Source organism: Meiothermus sp. QL-1, from assembly GCF_003351145.1.
Lineage (GTDB): Bacteria > Deinococcota > Deinococci > Deinococcales > Thermaceae > Meiothermus.
In genome coordinates this window covers 133900-151386 of the sequence record NZ_QQSV01000004.1, presented here as the reverse complement: position 1 = coordinate 151386, position 17487 = coordinate 133900, and the positions used below count along the sequence as shown (strand labels likewise).

Sequence of the window (17487 nt, the reverse complement as noted above, 5' to 3'; positions counted from 1 at the left end):
GTCAGGGCAAAATCTCAAGCCGCACCCGGAAGACCCCCTGGCGCACCAGGCCGAGCTGCAACGCAGCGGCGTAGGAAAGGTCGATGATTCGGCCCTGGATGTGGGGCCCCCGGTCGTTGATGCGCACCACCACGCTCTGGCCGTTGCGGGGGTTGACCACCCGCACCCGGGTGCCGAAGGGCAGGCTGCGGTGGGCGGCGGTAAGGTGGAACTTGTTGAAGCGCTCCCCGCTGGCGGTGCGCCGTCCGTGGAAGCGGGCCCCGTACCACGAGGCCAGCCCCTCCTGGACTGCCCGTACCCGGGCCTCCTGGGGGGCTGGGGGGAGGGGCAGGAATACCCAGGGCAGCGGTTCGAGCAGGGGGAGGGCCTCTATGTGCATGGGGTTCCAGTCCGAGGGGGGGATGTTGAGCTCGAGCCCCACCGGCAGCGGGTCCTCGATGAGACCGTTGGCCAGCATCAGCTCGGCTACGGGCACCTGAAAGAGCCGGGCGATGCGCTCCAGGGTGTCCCCGGGCTGTACCACATAGCCCTGGGCCAGCGCCAGCCCCCCCAGGACCAGAAGCGCCAGGCTTCGCCTCATAGCTCGATGAGCTCCTTGGGGCTTTGCGAAAGCACCTCGTGCCCCGTGGCGGTGACCAGCACCAGGTCCTCGATGCGGCAGCCGCCCAGGCCCTGGATGTAGACCCCCGGCTCGATGGTGACGACCTGGTGGGGGGCCAGCACGTCCTCGGAGACCTGGCTCAGGCTGGGGCCTTCGTGCACGTAAAGGCCCACCCCGTGGCCCAGGCTGTGGGTAAAGTAGGGGCCGTACCCCTTCTGTTCCAGGTGCTGGCGGGCCAGCGCGTCGAGCTCGGCCCCCCGCCGGCCCGGCGCCACCGCCTCCAAAGCCAGGGTCTGGGCCTCCAGCACCGCCTGGTAGAGCGAGCGAAGCTCCTCGGAGACCCGGCCTACAGCCACTGTGCGGGTCATGTCGGAGCAGTACCCCTCCACCACGCAGCCGAAGTCCAGCGTGACCAGCTCCCCCGGGCAGATTGTCTTCGCGCTGGCCCCCCCGTGGGGCTGGGCCCCGCGCTCGCCCGAGGCCACGGTGGGGCTGAAGGCCATGCCCTCGGAGCCCGCCTTGCGCAGGAAGAATTCCAGCTCCAAGGCAATGTCCAGCTCCCGCACGCCGGGCTTCAGGTAGGGGAGGATGTGCCGGAAGCCCTGGTCGGCCAGGGCCGCGGCCCGGCGGATGCGGGCGATTTCCTCGGGGCTCTTCTGTTGGCGCAGCCCCTCGAAGACCCCCCGGGTGGGTACGAAGGTGACCTGGGGGAAGTCTTTCTGGAAGGCCTCGAGCTGGGCCACGCTCAGGTGCTCGGCCTCGAAGCCCACCCGCCCTTGGAAGAACTCGGCCAAAATCCGGTTCAGCTCGTTGCGGCGCTGGAGGATGCGGTAGGGGAAGGGCTGCTGCTGGGCCTCCACCAGGTAGCGCCCGTCGGTGATGAGGGTGGGGCCTTCCCGGGTGATGACCAGCTTGGCGTCCTTGCCCTCCACGAAGCCCGAGAGGTAGCGGACGTTGTGGGGGTTGGAGACGAAGAGGGCCTCGAGCCCCAGGCGTTCTAGCAGTCCGGCGAAGTCCACGGCAAGAATCTACCCCAATACCGCCTGCTCTGCACGAGCGGCCAGAGCAATCCTCCCTACACCGCGGCTTCACCCGGGTATGCTATGGTGCAGGGTATGAGGGTGGGTGTCTTTCTGTTCGCGCTGGGGCTGGGGATGGCCCTGGCCCAGGTCTCCTCCGAGGCAGCGCAGTGGCTCGAGCGAGCCCGGGGGGCCTTGGGTGGGGCGGCCCTGGCCAACCTCAAGACCTACCGGGAGGTTACCACCCACATCTACTACACCCCCGACGGCAAGGAGGAAAGCCGCATCGTGACCCTTCTGCTGGTGGATTTTGTCAACAACCGGGTGCGGCTTGAGATCTACGACCCGGAAAGCCTGAGCCAGCCCCGTCCCATCCCCCTGGCCCTCCAGCAGTACAGCCCGCGCGAGAGCTTCTTCTGGAGCCGCGAGACCTCGCTCAGGCCTTTGCCCCCAAGGGAGCGGGAGATTCTGCGCTCGAGCCTCTATACCGGCTGGCTCGGGCTCAAGTACGGCAAGGAGGGGCGGGAGCGGGCCCGGCTGGCCGAGGGGGCGCTGCGCGACCGGCGGGGGCGGCTGCTCGTGGTCAGCACCCAGGGCTGGGAGAGCACCTACCTGCTCAACCCTGAGGGGCTGCTGGTGGGTGAGCGTTTGCAGATACCGGGGGTGGGGGAGAGCATCACCTTTTTCTCCAACTACCAGGTGGTCCAGGGCGTCCGCCTGCCGCAGCGCTGGGAGAACTACGTGGGGGGGGTGCTGGCCGCCCGGGGCGAGGTGCTGGAGGTGGAGATCAACCCCGTTCTCGGCGAGGCCGATTTCTTCAAGCCGGCGCAGTAGCTGGGCTACTGGGGGAAAAGGGGCAGCCCCAGGTCCACCAGGCTCGAATAGACCACCCTCCAGCCAGCAGGGGTGAAGACAAGCTGGGCCGTGCCGCTGCGGCGCAGGCTGCCCTCGGCCAGTACCGCGGTCAGGTCAAAGCGCAGGGTGGCCCGCTCGCCGGCGATGCGGGTTTCCCGCACGTTGAGCTCGAACCCGCGCAGCCGGGCCTCGGCGCGGCCAAAAGCCGGGCTGGGGTCCTGCAGGAAGCGCTGGCTCCAGAGGGGGTCGTTGCACCTCAGCCCCTCGAAGACCTGGCGCAGGGCGTTTTCGGCTAGAAGGGCCGAGGGCTGGGGCCGGGCGTTGGGGTCGGGCCGGGCGATGGCCTCGATGGCTTCCCGGGCCCAGTGGCAGGGGGGGACGTCCACAAAGGGCGAGGTGCCGGGTTGGGCGAAGGCTATGCCTCCCAGAAGGGCGAAAATCAAGGCTTTTTTCATACCACAAGCCTGCCAAACTTAGAACCTTTCCCACAAGGAGGCGCCCCACCTTTTCCCCAGGCCAGGGCGAGCCTTCACCTGGTATAAACTGTGGCGGATGGGACGCCGCTACTTCGGAACCGATGGGGTGCGGGGGGTGGCCGGGGAGCCTCCGCTGACCCCGGCCTTTGTGCTTAGGCTGGGCCAGGCCGCGGGGGCCTACTTCAGGGCCCAGACCCCCCGCCCGGTGGTGCTCTTGGGCAAGGACACCCGTCTTTCCTGCGACCTATTGGAGGCGGCTTTGGCCGCCGGCCTGATGTCGCAGGGGGTGCGGGTAGAGCACCTGGGGGTGCTGCCCACCCCGGGGGTGGCCTACCTGACCCAGCGCCTAGGGGCCACGGCGGGGGTGATGATCTCGGCCAGCCACAACCCCTATCAGGACAACGGCATCAAGTTCTTCAGCCACCAGGGCCACAAGCTGCCCGACGAGGCCGAGGCCGAGATAGAGGCCCTTTTGGAGCGAGACTTCCCCACCGACGGCATCGGCTCGGTGAGCGACTTTCGCGAGGCCGAGCGGATGTACCTGGACTTCCTCCTGGCCAAGGGCAGCAGCCTCGAGGGCCTGCGCATCGTGTTGGATACCGCCAACGGGGCCACCTACCGCCTGGCCCCCCGGCTGTTCCAGCGGCTTGGGGCCGAGGTCTTCGTCATGTTCAACACCCCTGATGGGCGGAACATCAACAAGAATTGCGGCTCCACCCACACCGCTTTCCTGCGCAACCAGGTGGTGGAGATGGGCTTCGACCTGGGGGTGGCCTTCGACGGGGATGGCGACCGGGCGATTCTGGTGGACCGCAAGGGCCGGGAGTTCCACGGCGACCACGTGCTCTACCTGAACGCCCTCACCCGGCGCGAGCCTGGGGTGGTGGGCACCCTGATGAGCAATATGGGCCTCGAGGTCAAGCTGCGTGAAGCAGGCATCAACTTCTACCGCACCGCGGTGGGCGACCGCTACGTCTACGAAAAGCTGAAGGCTTCCGGCCTTACCCTAGGCGGGGAACAGAGCGGGCACATCATCTTCCTGGACCATGCCCCCACCGGCGATGGCCTGCTCACCGCCATCCTCACCCTCTCGGCCATGCGGGCCTCTGGCCGCGATCTCTCGGAGTGGTACGAGGCCCTGCCCATGTACCCCCAGCAGCTCAAGAACGTGCGGGTAAAGGACAAGGAACGGATTATGCAGCACCCCGAGCTGCACCAGGCCATAAAGGAGGCCGAGCAGGCGCTGGAGGGCCAGGGCCGGGTGAACGTGCGGCCCTCGGGCACCGAGCCCCTGGTGCGGGTGATGGTGGAAGGACCAGAAGGGGTCATCGAGGCCGTCTCAAGCCGCCTGGTGGGCCTGGTGGAGCGGCTCGACCGCAGCCCATGACCGCCCGGCTTTCACTCGCGGTGCGCTACGCCGAGACCGATGCTATGGGCGTGGTGCACCACAGCAGCTACGTGGTTTGGCTCGAGGCTGCACGGGTGGAGTGGCTTGTGCGCATCGGCCTGCCCTACCCCGAGGTGGAGGCCCAGGGCCTGGCCTTCGCGGTGGTGGAGCTGGGCCTCACCTACCGCCAGCCGGCCCGCTTCGGCGAGGTGGTCGAGGTGGAGGTCTGGCTGGCCGAGCTTTCCTCGCGGGCCCTGCGCTACCAGTACAGGGTATGGCGGGGGGAGGTGCTTTTGGCCGAGGGGTTCACCCGCCACCTCTGCCAGGACCGCCAGGGCAGGGCTACGCGGATTCCTCCCGCCATCGCCCAGCGGCTGGCCGCGCACCTGCACCGGCCCGACTAAGGCTTGACGAACTGCCGGCGGACTTGCTACGCTCCAGCCATGCGGCCCCGCACCCCGCGGAGCTACAAAAGGCGCCACCAGCGTTGGTGGCGCGGCTAGGCCCGGTGTCGTGCAGCCGGGCTTTTCTCGAGGTCTGGACCTCGAGTTTTTCTTTTGGAGGTGCCCATGCAGCTACCCAGCTACCCCCTGCCCGACGCAAAGGGCCGCTATGGCGAATTTGGCGGGCGCTATGTGCCCGAGACCCTGATGCCGGCCCTGGAGGAGCTCACCGAGGCCTACTTGCACTTCAAGAACGACCCCGATTTTCTGGCCGAGTATGAGTACTACCTGCGCGAGTACGTGGGCCGCCCCTCGCCCTTGTACCTGGCCGAGAACCTCACCCGGCACCTGGGCGGGGCCAAGATCTACCTGAAGCGCGAGGACCTGAACCACACCGGGGCCCACAAGATCAACAACACCCTGGGCCAGGCCCTTTTGTGCAAGCGCATGGGCAAGAAGCGGGTGATTGCCGAGACCGGGGCCGGCCAGCATGGGGTCTCGGTGGCCACCGTGGCCGCCCTGATGGGCCTGGAGTGCGTGGTCTACCAGGGGGCCGAGGACGTGCGGCGGCAGGCTTTGAACGTGTTTCGCATGAAGCTGCTGGGGGCCGAGGTGCGCCCGGTGGAAAGCGGCACCAAGACCCTAAAGGATGCTACCAACGAGGCCATCCGCGACTGGGTGACCAACGTGCGGGATAGCTTCTACATCATCGGCTCGGTGGTGGGGCCGCACCCCTATCCCATGATGGCCCGCGACTTCCAGAGCATCGTGGGGGAGGAAATCAAGGCCCAGCTCCGGGAAAAGGAGGGGCGCGAGAGCCCCGATGTGGTGATTGCCTGTGTGGGCGGGGGCTCCAACGCCATCGGGGTGTTTGCGCCCTTTGCCTACCAAGAGCCCCGTCCCCGCCTGATTGGGGTAGAAGCTGCGGGCCACGGGGCGGCTTCGGGGCTGCACGCCCTGTCCATCGGGGCCGGGCGCAAGGGGGTGCTGCACGGGGCCAAGATGTTTTTGCTCTACGACGACGACGGCCAGATTCAGCCCGCGCACTCGGTCTCGGCGGGCCTGGACTACCCTGGGGTGGGCCCCGAGCACAGCTACTTCGCCGAGCAGGGAATAGCCGAGTACGTGGGCATCACCGACGAGGAGGCCCTGGAGGGCTTTCAGCTTCTGTGTCGTTTGGAGGGGATTATCCCGGCCCTGGAGTCGGCCCATGCCATCGCCTACGCGGCCAAGCTGGCCCCGGAGATGGAGCCCGAGCAGGTGATTGTGATCAACCTCTCGGGCCGGGGCGACAAGGACGTGGCGGAGGTGATGCGCCTCATGGACGAGGGCCAGGGGTCAAGGGCCGAGGGGCTCGTGCTGGGAGGGCGCTCATGACCACCCGCGAAGCTTTTGCCAGGGCCAAAGCCGAGGGGCGCGCGGCCCTCATTCCCTATGTGATGGCCGGCTACCCGCGCCGGGGGGCCGACCTCGAGCTGGTCAAACAGGTCTTGCCCTACGCGGACTTGCTCGAGGTCGGGCTGCCCTACTCCGACCCCCTGGGCGACGGGCCAGTTATTCAGCGGGCTTCCGAGCAGGCTCTGCAGCAGGGCCTTCGTGTAGCGGATGTGGCCCGGTTCGTGCAGGAAATTCGGGCCCTCACCGATATGCCCCTCTTCCTCATGACCTACATCAACCCGGTGCTGGCCGTGGGCCCCGAGCGGTTTTTCCGCATGTTCAAGGAGGCCGGGGCCAACGGGTTGATTCTGCCCGACCTGCCCCCTGACCAGGACCCCGAGCTGGTGGCCCTGGCGCAGGGGATGGGCCTCGAGACCACCTTTCTGCTGGCCCCTACCTCCACCGAGGCCCGCATCCGGACCGTGGCCCCCTACTGCACCGGCTTTGTGTACACGGTCTCGGTGACCGGGGTGACCGGGGCGCGCGACCGGCTGCCCGAGGGGCTGCCCGAGCTGGTGCAGCGCATCCGCCGGGTGACCGATGCCCCGGTGGCCATCGGCTTTGGCATCTCCAACCAAGCCACCGCCCAGCAGGCCGCCCGGGCCGCCGATGGGGCGGTGGTGGCCAGCGCCCTGATCCGGGCCCACGAGGAGGGGAGGAGGCTTGGGGTGGTGCTCGATGAGGTGCGGGCAGGCCTGTGGCTCGAGCGGCCCGAGGCTGCGCTCTGAGGATGGGGATGAGGCGGATTGTCCTGGCCGAGTGCCTGCACTACCTCCGCACGCTGCCCGAGGCCTCCTTTCCCCTCATCTACCTGGACCCTCCCTTCAACACCGGAAAGACCCAGCATCGCCATCGGATTCGTGCGGTCCTGGACGAGCGAGGGGAGCGGGTGGGTTTTGGGGGTAGGCGCTACGCCACCACCCCGCTGGCTTCCCCCGCCTTTCCCGACCGTTTCGAGGACTTTTTGGCCTTCCTGCGGCCCAGACTTCTGGAGGCCTACCGCCTTCTGAGCCCCACAGGCTCGCTTTTCGTGCATCTGGACTACCGCGAGGTGCACTACGTGAAGGTGATGCTGGACGAAATTTTTGGCCGCAGAAGCTTCATGAACGAGATCATCTGGGCCTACGACTACGGAGGGCGCTCCAAAAGGCGCTGGCCCGCCAAGCACGATACCCTCCTCTGGTACGCCAAAAACCCCCGCGAGTACACCTTCAACTACGAAGCCATCGACCGCATCCCCTACCTGACCCCTAAGGTGGCGGGGCCCGAAAAGGCGGCCCGGGGCAAGACCCCCACCGATGTGTGGTGGATGACCATCGTGCCCACCTCCTCCAGGGAGAAGACCGGCTACCCCACGCAAAAGCCCCTCAAGCTCCTGGAACGCATCGTGCGGGTGCACTCCAACCCCGGGGAGGTGGTGCTCGATTTTTTTGCCGGCTCAGGCACCACCGGCGAAGCGGCTGCCAGGCATGGCCGGGGTTTTGTGCTGGTAGACGAGAGCCCAGAGGCCCTTGAGGTCATGCGGCGTAGACTGGCCCCCTATGCCCCTGAGATAATCCGCCTGGATGAGACCGATTCTCTACCGCAGGCTCGGGGCCTTTGAAATTTGGGTCCTCTCCGACGGCGAGCTGTGGCTGGATGGCGGTTCCATGTTTGGGGTTGTGCCCAGGGTCCTGTGGGCGAAGCTGGCCCCGCCCGACGAGCAGAACCGCATCCGCCTGGGCCTCAACCCCCTGCTGGTGCGGGCAGGAAAACAGTTTATCCTGGTTGAGACCGGCATAGACCGCAAACCCGGCGAGAAGTTCCGCCGCCTTTACGGTTTGGGTGAGGGCCATCCCCTGCTGGACCAGCTCGCCCTCTTGGGGCTGGAGCCCCGGGACATCTCGCTGGTGGTTCACACCCACCTCCACTTCGACCATGCCGGGCTCAACACCCGCTGGGAGGAGGGCCGGCTGGTGCCTACCTTCCCAAAAGCTCGCCACGTGGTGCAAAAACAGGAGCTCGAGGATGCCCTGCACCCCCACGAGCGCAGCCAGGCCAGCTACCGCCCGGAGAACGTGGAGCCCCTGCTGGAGGCCGGGCGGCTCGAGTTGGTAGAGGGCCAGGCCGAGCTGCTGCCCGGGCTGCGGGTGCTGCCGGCCCCTGGCCACACCCTGGGCATGCAGGTGGTGGAGCTCGAGTCCGAAGGGCAGCGGCTGGCCTACACCGGCGACCTGGTGGCCCTCAGGGCCCAGGTTCCCCTGCCCTACATCCCCGCCTTCGACCTCTACCCCATGACCACGCTGGAGACCCGCAGGCGCCTCTACGAGCGCTGGCTTGCAGAGGGCTACCTGCTCTGCTTTGCCCACGAGCCCCAAAACCCGCTGGCCCGCCTGGCCGTGGGGGAGAAGGGCTACAGGGCAGAGGGGGTCTAACCCCTCCTCGGTTCCTTTCGCTTGCGCAGGAGGGCCTGGAAGGTTTTCATGGCTGCCAGGGCGCGGGGAAAGCCCACGAAGATGGCCGACTGGATGATGGTCTCCCGCACCTCCTGCTCGCTGGCCCCGTTGCGCAGGGCTCCTTCGAGGTGGGTGGCGATCTCCTTTGGGGCCCCCAGGGCGATCAGGCTGGTGATGGCTAGAAGCTCGCGGGTCTTGAGGTCCAGCCCGGGTCGGGCCAGCACCTCTTCGTAGACGAAGTCGCGGATGTAGCCGTAGAGGTCGGGGTCGGCTTCGCTGAGGGCGGCCTCGATGGCCTCGAAATTCTCGCCCCAGATGGCCTTGCGCACGCTCATAGGCTCAGTCTTTCGGGTTTTGAGTAGGGACGTCAATTCCGGCCCGCCTGGCAACGTAGGCCACCACCTGGGCCAGCTCGCCCATGGCGTGGGGGTTCCGCCGGTAGGGGTCAAAGAGCAGGGGGTGTACCCCAGCGGCCCGTGCGCCCTGGATGTCATCCTTTGAGTCGCCCACGTGAACGGCCTCTGCAGGCCTTACCCCCAGCGCTTCTAGCACGATGGCGAAGAACCTCGGGTCCGGCTTGGCCACCCCTTCCAGGGCCGAGACCCCGATGTAATCGAAAAACTCTGCCAGACCGGTGGCGCGCAAAACCCCCGGCAGGGTCCAGTCCCAGTTGGAGACCACCCCGAGTTTGAAGCCCAGCCCCCGGAGCTCGGCCAGCGCCTCCCTGGCCCCCGGGGTCACGGGCCAGACCTGGGGGTTCTGCCAGTTCTGGGCCAGGTAGTCGGCCACCGCTTCGGCGTGCTCCCCCAGACCTATCCCCTCCATGATTCTGCGGTGAAAGGAGCGCCAGAAGGCCAAGGCGGTGGCCTCATCGGTGGCCTGCATGTGGTGCAGGGCGTAGTGGGCATAGGCCTCGCGGGTGGCCTGGGGCAGGCGCGTGGGGTCGGCCTTCGCCGCCAGGCCCCGGGCCTCCAGAAGGGGCCACAGCCAAAGTTTGGGATGCCCCAGGATCAGGGTATCGCCCACATCGAAGAGGACGGCGCGGATCATGGCCCCATACTATCCGCTTCTGTGGCTCAAGGTCCCGCCTGGGAGCAGCCTGTGGTAGGCTTGGGGCGTTGTTTGGTGTGAGGGACGGTATGGCAGGAAGGAAAACAGGGCTAGCTTCAAGGAGTGCCAACCGGTGATTGCACGCTACCAAACCCCAGAGATGCAGGCGTTGTGGAGCGAGGTTCGTCGCTACCAGGCCTGGGCCCAGGTAGAGCTGCTGGCCCTGGAGGCCTGGGAGCGGCTGGGCCAGGTGCCGGTGGGCACGGCCCTAAAGCTGCGGCGCGCCTTGGAAGAGAAGCCCCTGGACGAAGCCTTCGCGGCGCGGGTGGAGGCCATCGAGGCCGAGACCCGGCACGACATCGTGGCCTTCACCCGGGCCCTTACGGAGTGGACGGGCCAGGCCGAGGTGGCCCGCTGGCTGCACTTGGGCCTCACCAGCAGCGACGTGGTGGATACCGCGCAAAACCTTTTGCTGGACCAGGCGCTGGCCTTGGTGCTAGGGGAGCTGGCGCAGGTGCAGGACCTCCTCAAGGGCTTGGCCCTGCGCTACAAGCACCTGCCCGCGGTGGGGCGCACCCATGGGGTCCATGCCGAGCCCACCAGCTTTGGCCTGCGTTTTCTTTCCTTCTACGCCGCGCTTCTGCGGGATGCTGAGCGGTTGGAGCGGGCGCGGAGGGGGCTGCGGGTGGTCATGCTGTCGGGCTCGGTGGGCAACTACGCCCATGTGGAGCCCGGGGTGGAGCAGTACGTGGCCGAGCGGCTGGGCTTTGCCGTTGAACAGGTCTCTACCCAGGTGGTGCCGCGGGACCGGCACGCCGAGCTTTTGAGCGCCCTGGCGATCCTGGGGGCCAACCTCGAGCGCATCGCGGTGGAGCTGCGCCACCTGCAGCGCACCGAGGTCCTGGAGGCCCAGGAACCCTTTGCCTACAAGCAGACCGGCTCCTCCTCCATGCCCCACAAGAAGAACCCGGTGGCTCTGGAGAACATCTCGGGGCTGGCCCGGCTTTTGAGGAGCAACTTGCAAGCCGGGTTGGAGAACGTGGCCCTCTGGCACGAGCGGGACATCTCGCACAGCTCGGTGGAGCGGGTGGTCCTGCCCGACTCCACCACCCTGGCCCACTACCTGCTGCGCCGCTTGGGGCGGGTTTTGGAGGGGCTTACGGTCTATGAGGAGAACGTTCGGAGGAACCTCGAGCTCACCCGTGGCCTCGTTTACTCCCAGCGGGTGCTGAACCTGCTCATCGAGAGCGGCCTGGAACGCGCCCAGGCCTATGAGGTGGTGCAGCGCAACGCCCTCAAAAGCTGGGCCGAGGGGCTGGACTTCCGGGCCCTGCTCGAGGCCGACCCCCACTGCCCCCTCAAGGGTGAGGCCTTGGCCCGGGCCTTTGACCCCGGCTACTTCCTGCGCCATGTGGACGCCATCTACGCCCGGTTCGGGCTTTAGCGATAGACTGGTAAAAATGGAGAAGCTTTACGAGGGAAAAGCCAAGATCCTCTACCCCGGGGCCGAGGCGGGCACCGTGCGGGTCTACTTCAAGGACGAGGCCACCGCCTTCAACGGCCAGAAGCGAGGGGAGATTGCGGGAAAGGGCGCGGTCAACAACCAGGTGTCTGCCGCCCTCTTCCGCCATCTGGAGGCCCACGGGGTGCCCACCCACTTTGTCCGGGAGCTCTCCGAGCGGGAGATGTTGGTGCGGCGGGTGGAGATCGTGCCGCTGGAGGTGATTGTGCGCAACCGCGCGGCGGGCAGCTTTGCCCGGCGCTACGGGGTGGAGGAGGGGCGGGTTTTGCCTTTTCCGCTGGTGGAGTTTTCCTACAAGAACGACGCCCTGGGCGACCCCCTAATCTGTGAGGAGGCCGCGCTGGCCCTGGGGCTTGCAGACAGGGAGGGGCTGGCGGATATCAGGGCGCTGGCGCTCCGGGTGAATACGCTTTTGGGGGATTATTTTGCCCGGCGGGGGCTCGAGCTTGTGGACTTCAAGCTCGAGTTCGGCCGCCTCCCAGAAGGCCGCCTGGTGCTGGCCGATGAGATTTCCCCCGACACCATGCGGCTTTGGGAGGTGGGGACGGGGGAGCGGATGGACAAGGACCGCTTCCGCCGCGACCTGGGGGGGGTGGAGGAGGCCTACCAGGAGGTTTTGCGGCGCGTGCTGGAGGAGCCCAAGCCGGTATGAGATACCACCTGACCCTCCTGATTGAGCTCAAAGAAGGCATCCTCGACCCCCAGGGCCGGGCGGTGGAGGGGGTGCTGCAGGGCCTTGGGTACCCGGTGGGGAACGTACGGGTGGGCCGGGTGCTGGAGATGGAGCTGGAGGCCCCGAACGAGGCCGAGGCCCGGGCTGCGGCCGAGGCCATTGGGAAGGCCCTGGCCAACCCGGTGATGGAGGTCTATGTGGTGGAGGGGGTGCGGGCGCTGGTATGAGGGTGGCGGTGGTCCAGTTTCCCGGTTCCAACTGCGACCAGGACGCGGTCTGGGCCCTGGGGCAGGTGGGGCTCAGGGCCGAGCTGGTCTGGCACACCGAGAGAAACCTGGAGGGCTTCCAGGCCGTGCTGCTGCCGGGGGGGTTCTCCTACGGCGACTATCTGCGGGCCGGGGCTTTGGCCAAGTTCTCGCCGGTGATGCAGGAGGTGCGCCGGCTGGCCCTTCAGGGCTATCCGGTCATCGGCATCTGCAACGGCTTCCAGGTGCTCACCGAGGCCGGGCTTCTGCCGGGGGCCTTGCTGGCCAACACCAACCTGCACTTCACCTGCAAGGAAGTTTTCTTGCGGGTCGAGCGCACCGATCTGCCCTTCACGCGGGCCTACCAGCCGCACCAGGTCCTAAGGCTGCCCATAGCCCATGGCGAGGGGCGCTACTATGCCGATGGGGCCACCTTGGAGCGCCTGGAGCAAAACCGCCAGGTGGTCTTCCGCTACGTGCCCGCCGACCGGCCCTTGGATAGGAGGGACTACAACCCCAATGGTTCTCTGAACGACATCGCAGGTATCGTGAACGAGCGGGGCAATGTGCTGGGAATGATGCCCCACCCGGAGCGGGCGGTCGAAGAGCTGCTGGGGAGCACGGATGGGCTCGGTCTTTTTCAGAGCCTGAGGGCAGCGCTCGAGGTTATGGTGTAGGAGGTAGGTATGACACCCAGGGCCATTACCTTCGACTTTTGGGGCACCCTGTTCATCGAGGGGCCGGAGTACGCCGGGGCCATCAAGCACCTGCGCAACGAGATTCTTCTGGATGCAGCCTCTGAGGCTGGGGTCTCGGTGGAAATTGATGCGGTGATGGAGGCCTGGCGCCAGGCTGCTCTTGACTTTGAGGCTGCCTGGCTGGCCGAGCAGGTGATGACCCCCTTCGACCGGGTGGCCCGCATCTTCGGTTACCTGGGCCTGCCCTACGACGAGGGGCATATTGCCCTCACCGCCCAGCGCATCGTGGAGGCCAGCCTGAAAGGAGACCTGGTGCCCTTGCCGGGGGTGCTGGAGGCGCTGCCCAACCTGGCCCAGCGCTACAAGCTGGGCATCGTCTCCGACACCAGCATTGCCACCGGCCGCATCCTGGAAGAGCACCTGAAGCGCCACAAGCTCCACCACCTCTTCAGCGGCTTCTCTTTCTCCGACCAGACCGGGGTGGTGAAGCCCAAGCCGGAGGCCTTCCTGGCCGCTTTGGACGAGATGGGAGCCCGACCCGAGGAGGCCCTGCATGTTGGGGACATTCCCCGCACCGATATCGCCGGGGCCTTTGCCACGGGCTACCCCTGGGCGGTGCTCTACACCGGCCACACCCACCGCAACGGCAACCCTGAGCCCACTGCCCGCATCGCCAACCATCTGGAACTCATCCCTCTTTTGGGTGGAGTGCACACCCCCCAGGCTTTGTGATGGAAGAAACGCTTTTGCTCCAGGAAACCGGTATCCCCCCCCAGGAGTACCGGGAGATAGTGCGCCTTTTAGGACGCGAGCCCAACCGGCTGGAACTCTACCTCTTCAAGGTGATGTGGAGCGAGCACTGCTCCTACAAGAACTCCCGCCCCCTGCTCAAGCTCTTGCCCAAGGAAGGGCCGGCGGTGCTGCAGGGCCCCGGGGAGAACGCCGGGGTGGTGGATATCGGCGAGGGCTGGGCGGTGGCCTTCAAGATTGAGAGCCACAACCACCCCTCGGCGGTCGAGCCCGTCCAGGGGGCGGCCACCGGGGTAGGGGGCATCATCCGCGATATCATGGCCATGGGGGCCCGGCCCATTGCCCTTTTGAACTCGCTGCGCTTCGGCAGGCCGGAGGACGCCCGCACCCGCTATCTGGTGCGGGGGGTGGTGGAGGGGATTGCCCACTACGGCAACGCCATCGGGGTGCCCACGGTGGGGGGGGAGGTTTACTTCCACCCGGACTACCAGGAAAACCCCCTGGTCAACGCCATGTGCGTGGGGCTTCTGCCGGTAGGGGCGCTCAAGCGGAGCCGGGCCTCCTTGGGGCGCCCGGTCTACTACGTGGGGGCCAAGACCGGGCGCGACGGCATTGGGGGGGCGGCCTTTGCTTCGGAGGAGCTTTCCGAGGAGAACGAGTCCAAGCGCCCAAGCGTGCAGGTGGGCGACCCTTTTCTGGGCAAGCTGACCATGGAGCTCACCCTGGCCGCCATCCAGCAGGACCTGGTGGAGGGCGTGCAGGACATGGGGGCTGCCGGTCTCACCTCCTCCCTTTCGGAGATGGCCCACAAGTCGGGGCTGGGCATTGAGCTGAACCTGGACCGGGTGCCCCGGCGGGAGGAGGGGATGACGCCCCTCGAGCTCATGCTTTCGGAGTCGCAGGAGCGGATGGTGCTGGTGCCCCGGCCAGGCAAGGAAAAAGCGCTGGAGGCTTTGGCGCAGCGATTCGGTTTGGACGCGGTGCGAATAGGGTGGGTGGTTGCCGAGCCGGTTTTCCGGGTCAAGGCTGGGGGGCAGGTGCTGGCCGAGGTGCCCACCCACGCCCTGGCCGACTGCCCCACCTACACCCGCGAGGGCCGGGAAGACCCCGCCATACGGGAGCTGCGCGCGGTTGAGCTGGACCAACTGCCCTTGCCTGCTGGCCTGCACGACCTTTTGCCCAGGCTTTTGTCTTCCCCCAACCTGTGCAGCCGGGCCCCCGTCTTCGAGCGCTACGACCACCAGGTGGGCACCAACACCGTGCTGGTGCCCGGCAGGGGCGATGCGGCCATTTTGCGCATCAAGGGCACCCGGCGGGGTATTGCGGTCAAGGTGGACGCCAACCCCCGCTACAGCAAGCTCTCTCCCCGCCTGGGGGCCATGCACGCCCTGGCCGAGGCGGCCCGCAACGTGAGTGTGGTGGGCGGTAGGCCGCTCGCCTACACCGATGGCCTCAACTGTGGCAATCCTGAGACCCCGGAGGGCTACTTCGAGCTCTCTGAAACCATACGGGGCCTGGCTGAGGCCTCCCGGGCCCTGGGCATACCGGTGGTTTCGGGAAACGTTTCGCTTTACAACGAGGGCCCCAACCACCGTATTCCCCCTACCCCCATGGTGGGGGTGGTGGGACTTCTGGAGGAGGTGGAGCGGCGGGCCGAGCTGGGCTTCCGCAAGGAGGGGGAGGTGGTCGTGCTCATCGGGCATCTAGAGGGCCACCTGGGGGCCTCGGAGTACCTGTGGGTGGTGCACGGACTGGAGGCGGGAAGCCCCCCGCCTCTCGACCTGGAGCATGAGCGGAGGGTCCAGGCCGCCATTCGCGCCTTGATTGCCCGGGGCCTAACCCGCACCGCCCACGACGTGGCCGAGGGGGGGCTGGCGGTGGCCCTGGCCGAGATGTGTTTCCCCAGGGGTCTAGGGGCGGTCCTCGAGCTGCGCAGCCGCCAGCGCCCCGATGCCCTTTTGTTCGGTGAGGCTGCGGGCCGCGTGCTCTTCACCGTGGCCCCAGACCGGCTCCAGGAAGCCGTGGGGCTGCTGGAGGAGATGGGGCTGCCCTACCAGGTGCTGGGCCAGGTGGGGGGGGAGTGCCTAACCCTGCTTTTGCCCAGGGAACGGCTGGAGTGGAGCCTGGAGGAGCTCCGGGAGGCCTGGGAATCCCCTTTGCGGGAGGTGTTGCCGTGAGCCCTGTGGACAAACCCCAGGAGGAATGCGGTGTGCTGGGCTTGTGGTCGCCCGAGCCCCTGCCGGTGGCCGACCTTTTGCAGCTCGGGCTTTTCGCGCTGCAGCACCGGGGCCAGGAGGCGGCTGGGATTTGCGTTTCGAACGGCAAAGACCTGGTGATTGAAAAAGACCTGGGCCTGGTTACGCAGGTCTTCGACGAGGCCCGGATGCAGCGCTTGCGTATCTCTGGGGCCAACCTGGGCATCGGGCACACCCGCTACTCCACCACCGGTTCTAACCTGCGCTTCAACGCCCAGCCCCTAAGTGTCCGCAGCTCCAAGGGGATTCTGGCCATCGCCCACAACGGGAACTTCGTGAACGCCATGAAGATTCGCCAGGAACTCCTGGAGCATGGCGCGGTCTTCCAGACCACCAACGACACCGAGGTGATGATCAACCTGATTGCCCGCTACGCCAAGCTCAACCTGGTGGAGGCCACCGCCCGGGCGATGCGCGAGCTAAAGGGCGGCTTCAGCGTGGTCATCACCGATCGGCGCACCGTGCTGGCCCTGCGGGATGGCAACGGGGTGCGGCCTTTGGTGATTGGGCGCTTGTCCAACGGCGGCTGGGTTTTTGCTTCCGAACCCCCGGCGCTGGCCCTGATGGGGGCGGAGTTCGTGCGCGATGTGCGGCCCGGTGAGCTGGTCTGGGTGGACGAGGCGGGGGGGCTTTCCTCCTGGCAGGTGCTCGAGCCCCGCCCCACCCCCTGCGCCTTTGAGTGGATTTACTTTGCCCGGGCCGATGCCACCCTGGACGGCATCCCCACCCATCCGGCCCGGGTACGCATGGGCGAGGTGCTGGCCCAGGAGGCCCCAGCCCAGGCCGATCTGGTGGTGCCGGTGCCGGACTCGGGCATCGGGGCGGCCATCGGCTACAGCCGGGTTTCGGGGATTCCCTTCGACTACGGGCTGCACAAGAACCCCTATGCTGGCCGCACCTTCATCCAGCCCACCCAGGAGATGCGCGACCTGAAGGTCAAGCTGAAGCTCGCCGCCACGCCTGCGGTAGCGGGCAAGCGGGTGGTGCTGGTGGACGACTCCATCGTGCGGGGCACCACCTCGGGGCGCATCGTGCAGCTCTTGCGCGAGGCCGGGGCCACCGAGGTGCACGTGCGCATCTCCTCGCCCCCCATCAGGTTCCCCTGCTACTACGGCATTGACACCGCCGCCCGCAAAGAGCTGGTGGCTGCCACCCACACGGTGGAGGAGATTCGCACCCTCATTGGGGCCGACTCGCTGGCCTTTCTGAGCGAGGCCGGGGTGCGCGAGGCCATTGGAGGGCCGGTCTGCCTGGCCTGCTTCAACGGCCAGTACCCGGCAGGCCAGCCCGAGGAAGAGGTGCGAAAAGAGGCGCTCGAGACCGAAGGTGCGAGCGCTGTGTAGGGTGCAGAGTAGCTTGGGTTTTCAAGATCGAAGGGGAGTGGCAAGTAAGCGCTTCCCGCGCATATTCGCTGCGGCAACAACCGCCTTAGTCAAGGTAGACCCAAAATACACCAGCCAGGATTGTCCGGTGTGCGGCTACAGAGAAAAACGCCCTCTCTGGGTGCGGGAGTACACCTGTCCCCGGTGCGGCGCCCACCAGCACCGGGACGTGGCCGCAGCGCTGAACATCCTGGCCAGGGCTCGGACGGAGCCTTCGGGGATGGGCACGGCAAGGGCCGTCCCGTGAGAACCGAGAAGC

20 protein-coding genes are annotated in these 17487 nt (G+C 67.1%); 15 read left to right on the top strand and 5 right to left on the bottom strand.

Annotated elements, in window-relative coordinates; translation table 11 throughout:
• Position 1: 1 nt before the first annotated feature.
• Together DV704_RS06730 and DV704_RS06725 are read right to left on the bottom strand one after the other, a co-directional pair.
• Complete coding sequence (locus DV704_RS06730; protein ID WP_114798812.1) at positions 2–580, bottom strand: septal ring lytic transglycosylase RlpA family protein; 579 nt, start codon at positions 578–580, stop codon at positions 2–4.
• Entirely contained in the window at positions 577–1620 is a 1044-nt protein-coding gene (locus tag DV704_RS06725) for a Xaa-Pro peptidase family protein (RefSeq protein ID WP_114798811.1), read from the bottom strand. The genes DV704_RS06730 and DV704_RS06725 overlap by 4 nt, the downstream gene beginning before the upstream one ends.
• A gap of 96 nt (positions 1621–1716) precedes the next feature.
• On the opposite strand from DV704_RS06725, the gene DV704_RS06720 reads away from it, so the two are divergent.
• Positions 1717–2454, top strand: a complete 738-nt coding sequence (locus DV704_RS06720) for a hypothetical protein (protein ID WP_233498272.1) — start codon at positions 1717–1719, stop codon at positions 2452–2454.
• Positions 2455–2459: 5 nt separating this feature from the next.
• On the opposite strand, the gene DV704_RS06715 is transcribed toward DV704_RS06720, so the two are convergent.
• Positions 2460–2930 carry a hypothetical protein gene (locus tag DV704_RS06715; RefSeq protein ID WP_114798809.1) on the bottom strand — a complete coding sequence of 157 codons (471 nt, stop codon included), beginning with the start codon at positions 2928–2930 and terminating at the stop codon, positions 2460–2462.
• A gap of 97 nt (positions 2931–3027) precedes the next feature.
• Between DV704_RS06715 and glmM the strand changes: the two genes are divergently transcribed.
• From glmM to DV704_RS06685, 6 genes are all read left to right on the top strand, one after another.
• Positions 3028–4338, top strand: a complete 1311-nt coding sequence (glmM, locus tag DV704_RS06710; protein WP_114798808.1) for a phosphoglucosamine mutase — start codon at positions 3028–3030, stop codon at positions 4336–4338.
• On the top strand, positions 4335–4742 hold the full coding sequence (locus tag DV704_RS06705) for a thioesterase family protein (protein WP_114798807.1): 408 nt from the start codon (positions 4335–4337) through the stop codon (positions 4740–4742). Before glmM ends, DV704_RS06705 begins: the two co-directional genes overlap by 4 nt.
• Before the next feature lie 165 nt (positions 4743–4907).
• The gene (trpB, locus tag DV704_RS06700) at positions 4908–6158 is read left to right on the top strand and encodes a tryptophan synthase subunit beta (RefSeq protein WP_114798843.1); all 1251 of its coding nucleotides are present in this window, start codon (positions 4908–4910) and stop codon (positions 6156–6158) included.
• Positions 6155–6946: a tryptophan synthase subunit alpha gene (gene trpA, locus DV704_RS06695; protein ID WP_114798806.1), complete on the top strand. Its 792-nt coding sequence runs from the start codon at positions 6155–6157 to the stop codon at positions 6944–6946. Before trpB ends, trpA begins: the two co-directional genes overlap by 4 nt.
• A gap of 8 nt (positions 6947–6954) precedes the next feature.
• Positions 6955–7821, top strand: a complete 867-nt coding sequence (locus DV704_RS06690) for a site-specific DNA-methyltransferase (RefSeq protein WP_114798842.1) — start codon at positions 6955–6957, stop codon at positions 7819–7821.
• On the top strand, positions 7784–8632 hold the full coding sequence (locus tag DV704_RS06685; protein ID WP_114798805.1) for an MBL fold metallo-hydrolase: 849 nt from the start codon (positions 7784–7786) through the stop codon (positions 8630–8632). Before DV704_RS06690 ends, DV704_RS06685 begins: the two co-directional genes overlap by 38 nt.
• Here the strand turns inward: DV704_RS06685 and DV704_RS06680 are convergent.
• Together DV704_RS06680 and DV704_RS06675 are read right to left on the bottom strand one after the other, a co-directional pair.
• On the bottom strand, positions 8629–8988 hold the full coding sequence (locus DV704_RS06680; protein WP_114798804.1) for a carboxymuconolactone decarboxylase family protein: 360 nt from the start codon (positions 8986–8988) through the stop codon (positions 8629–8631). The genes DV704_RS06685 and DV704_RS06680 overlap by 4 nt on opposite strands.
• A 4-nt stretch (positions 8989–8992) precedes the next feature.
• The gene (locus DV704_RS06675; protein WP_114798803.1) at positions 8993–9703 is read right to left on the bottom strand and encodes an HAD family hydrolase; all 711 of its coding nucleotides are present in this window, start codon (positions 9701–9703) and stop codon (positions 8993–8995) included.
• 133 nt (positions 9704–9836) lie between these two features.
• Between DV704_RS06675 and purB the strand changes: the two genes are divergently transcribed.
• Genes purB through DV704_RS12405 form a run of 8 tightly spaced genes read left to right on the top strand, consistent with a single transcriptional unit; the run spans position 9837 to position 17475 of the window.
• Positions 9837–11147 carry an adenylosuccinate lyase gene (gene purB, locus DV704_RS06670; RefSeq protein WP_114798802.1) on the top strand — a complete coding sequence of 437 codons (1311 nt, stop codon included), beginning with the start codon at positions 9837–9839 and terminating at the stop codon, positions 11145–11147.
• 16 nt (positions 11148–11163) lie between these two features.
• A complete protein-coding gene (gene purC / locus DV704_RS06665) occupies positions 11164–11877 on the top strand; it encodes a phosphoribosylaminoimidazolesuccinocarboxamide synthase (RefSeq protein WP_114798801.1) in 714 nt (237 codons plus the stop codon).
• Positions 11874–12125, top strand: a complete 252-nt coding sequence (gene purS, locus DV704_RS06660) for a phosphoribosylformylglycinamidine synthase subunit PurS (RefSeq protein WP_114798800.1) — start codon at positions 11874–11876, stop codon at positions 12123–12125. The genes purC and purS overlap by 4 nt, the downstream gene beginning before the upstream one ends.
• A complete protein-coding gene (gene purQ, locus DV704_RS06655; RefSeq protein WP_114798799.1) occupies positions 12122–12820 on the top strand; it encodes a phosphoribosylformylglycinamidine synthase subunit PurQ in 699 nt (232 codons plus the stop codon). The genes purS and purQ overlap by 4 nt, the downstream gene beginning before the upstream one ends.
• Before the next feature lie 9 nt (positions 12821–12829).
• Complete coding sequence (locus DV704_RS06650; RefSeq protein WP_114798798.1) at positions 12830–13573, top strand: HAD family hydrolase; 744 nt, start codon at positions 12830–12832, stop codon at positions 13571–13573.
• The gene (purL, locus tag DV704_RS06645) at positions 13573–15768 is read left to right on the top strand and encodes a phosphoribosylformylglycinamidine synthase subunit PurL (protein WP_114798797.1); all 2196 of its coding nucleotides are present in this window, start codon (positions 13573–13575) and stop codon (positions 15766–15768) included. The genes DV704_RS06650 and purL overlap by 1 nt, the downstream gene beginning before the upstream one ends.
• Before the next feature lie 5 nt (positions 15769–15773).
• Entirely contained in the window at positions 15774–17189 is a 1416-nt protein-coding gene (gene purF, locus DV704_RS06640) for an amidophosphoribosyltransferase (protein WP_114798841.1), read from the top strand.
• Positions 17173–17475 (top strand): zinc ribbon domain-containing protein, encoded by a 303-nt coding sequence (locus tag DV704_RS12405; protein ID WP_369911023.1) that lies wholly within the window; start codon positions 17173–17175, stop codon positions 17473–17475. The genes purF and DV704_RS12405 overlap by 17 nt, the downstream gene beginning before the upstream one ends.
• Positions 17476–17487: the final 12 nt, after the last annotated feature.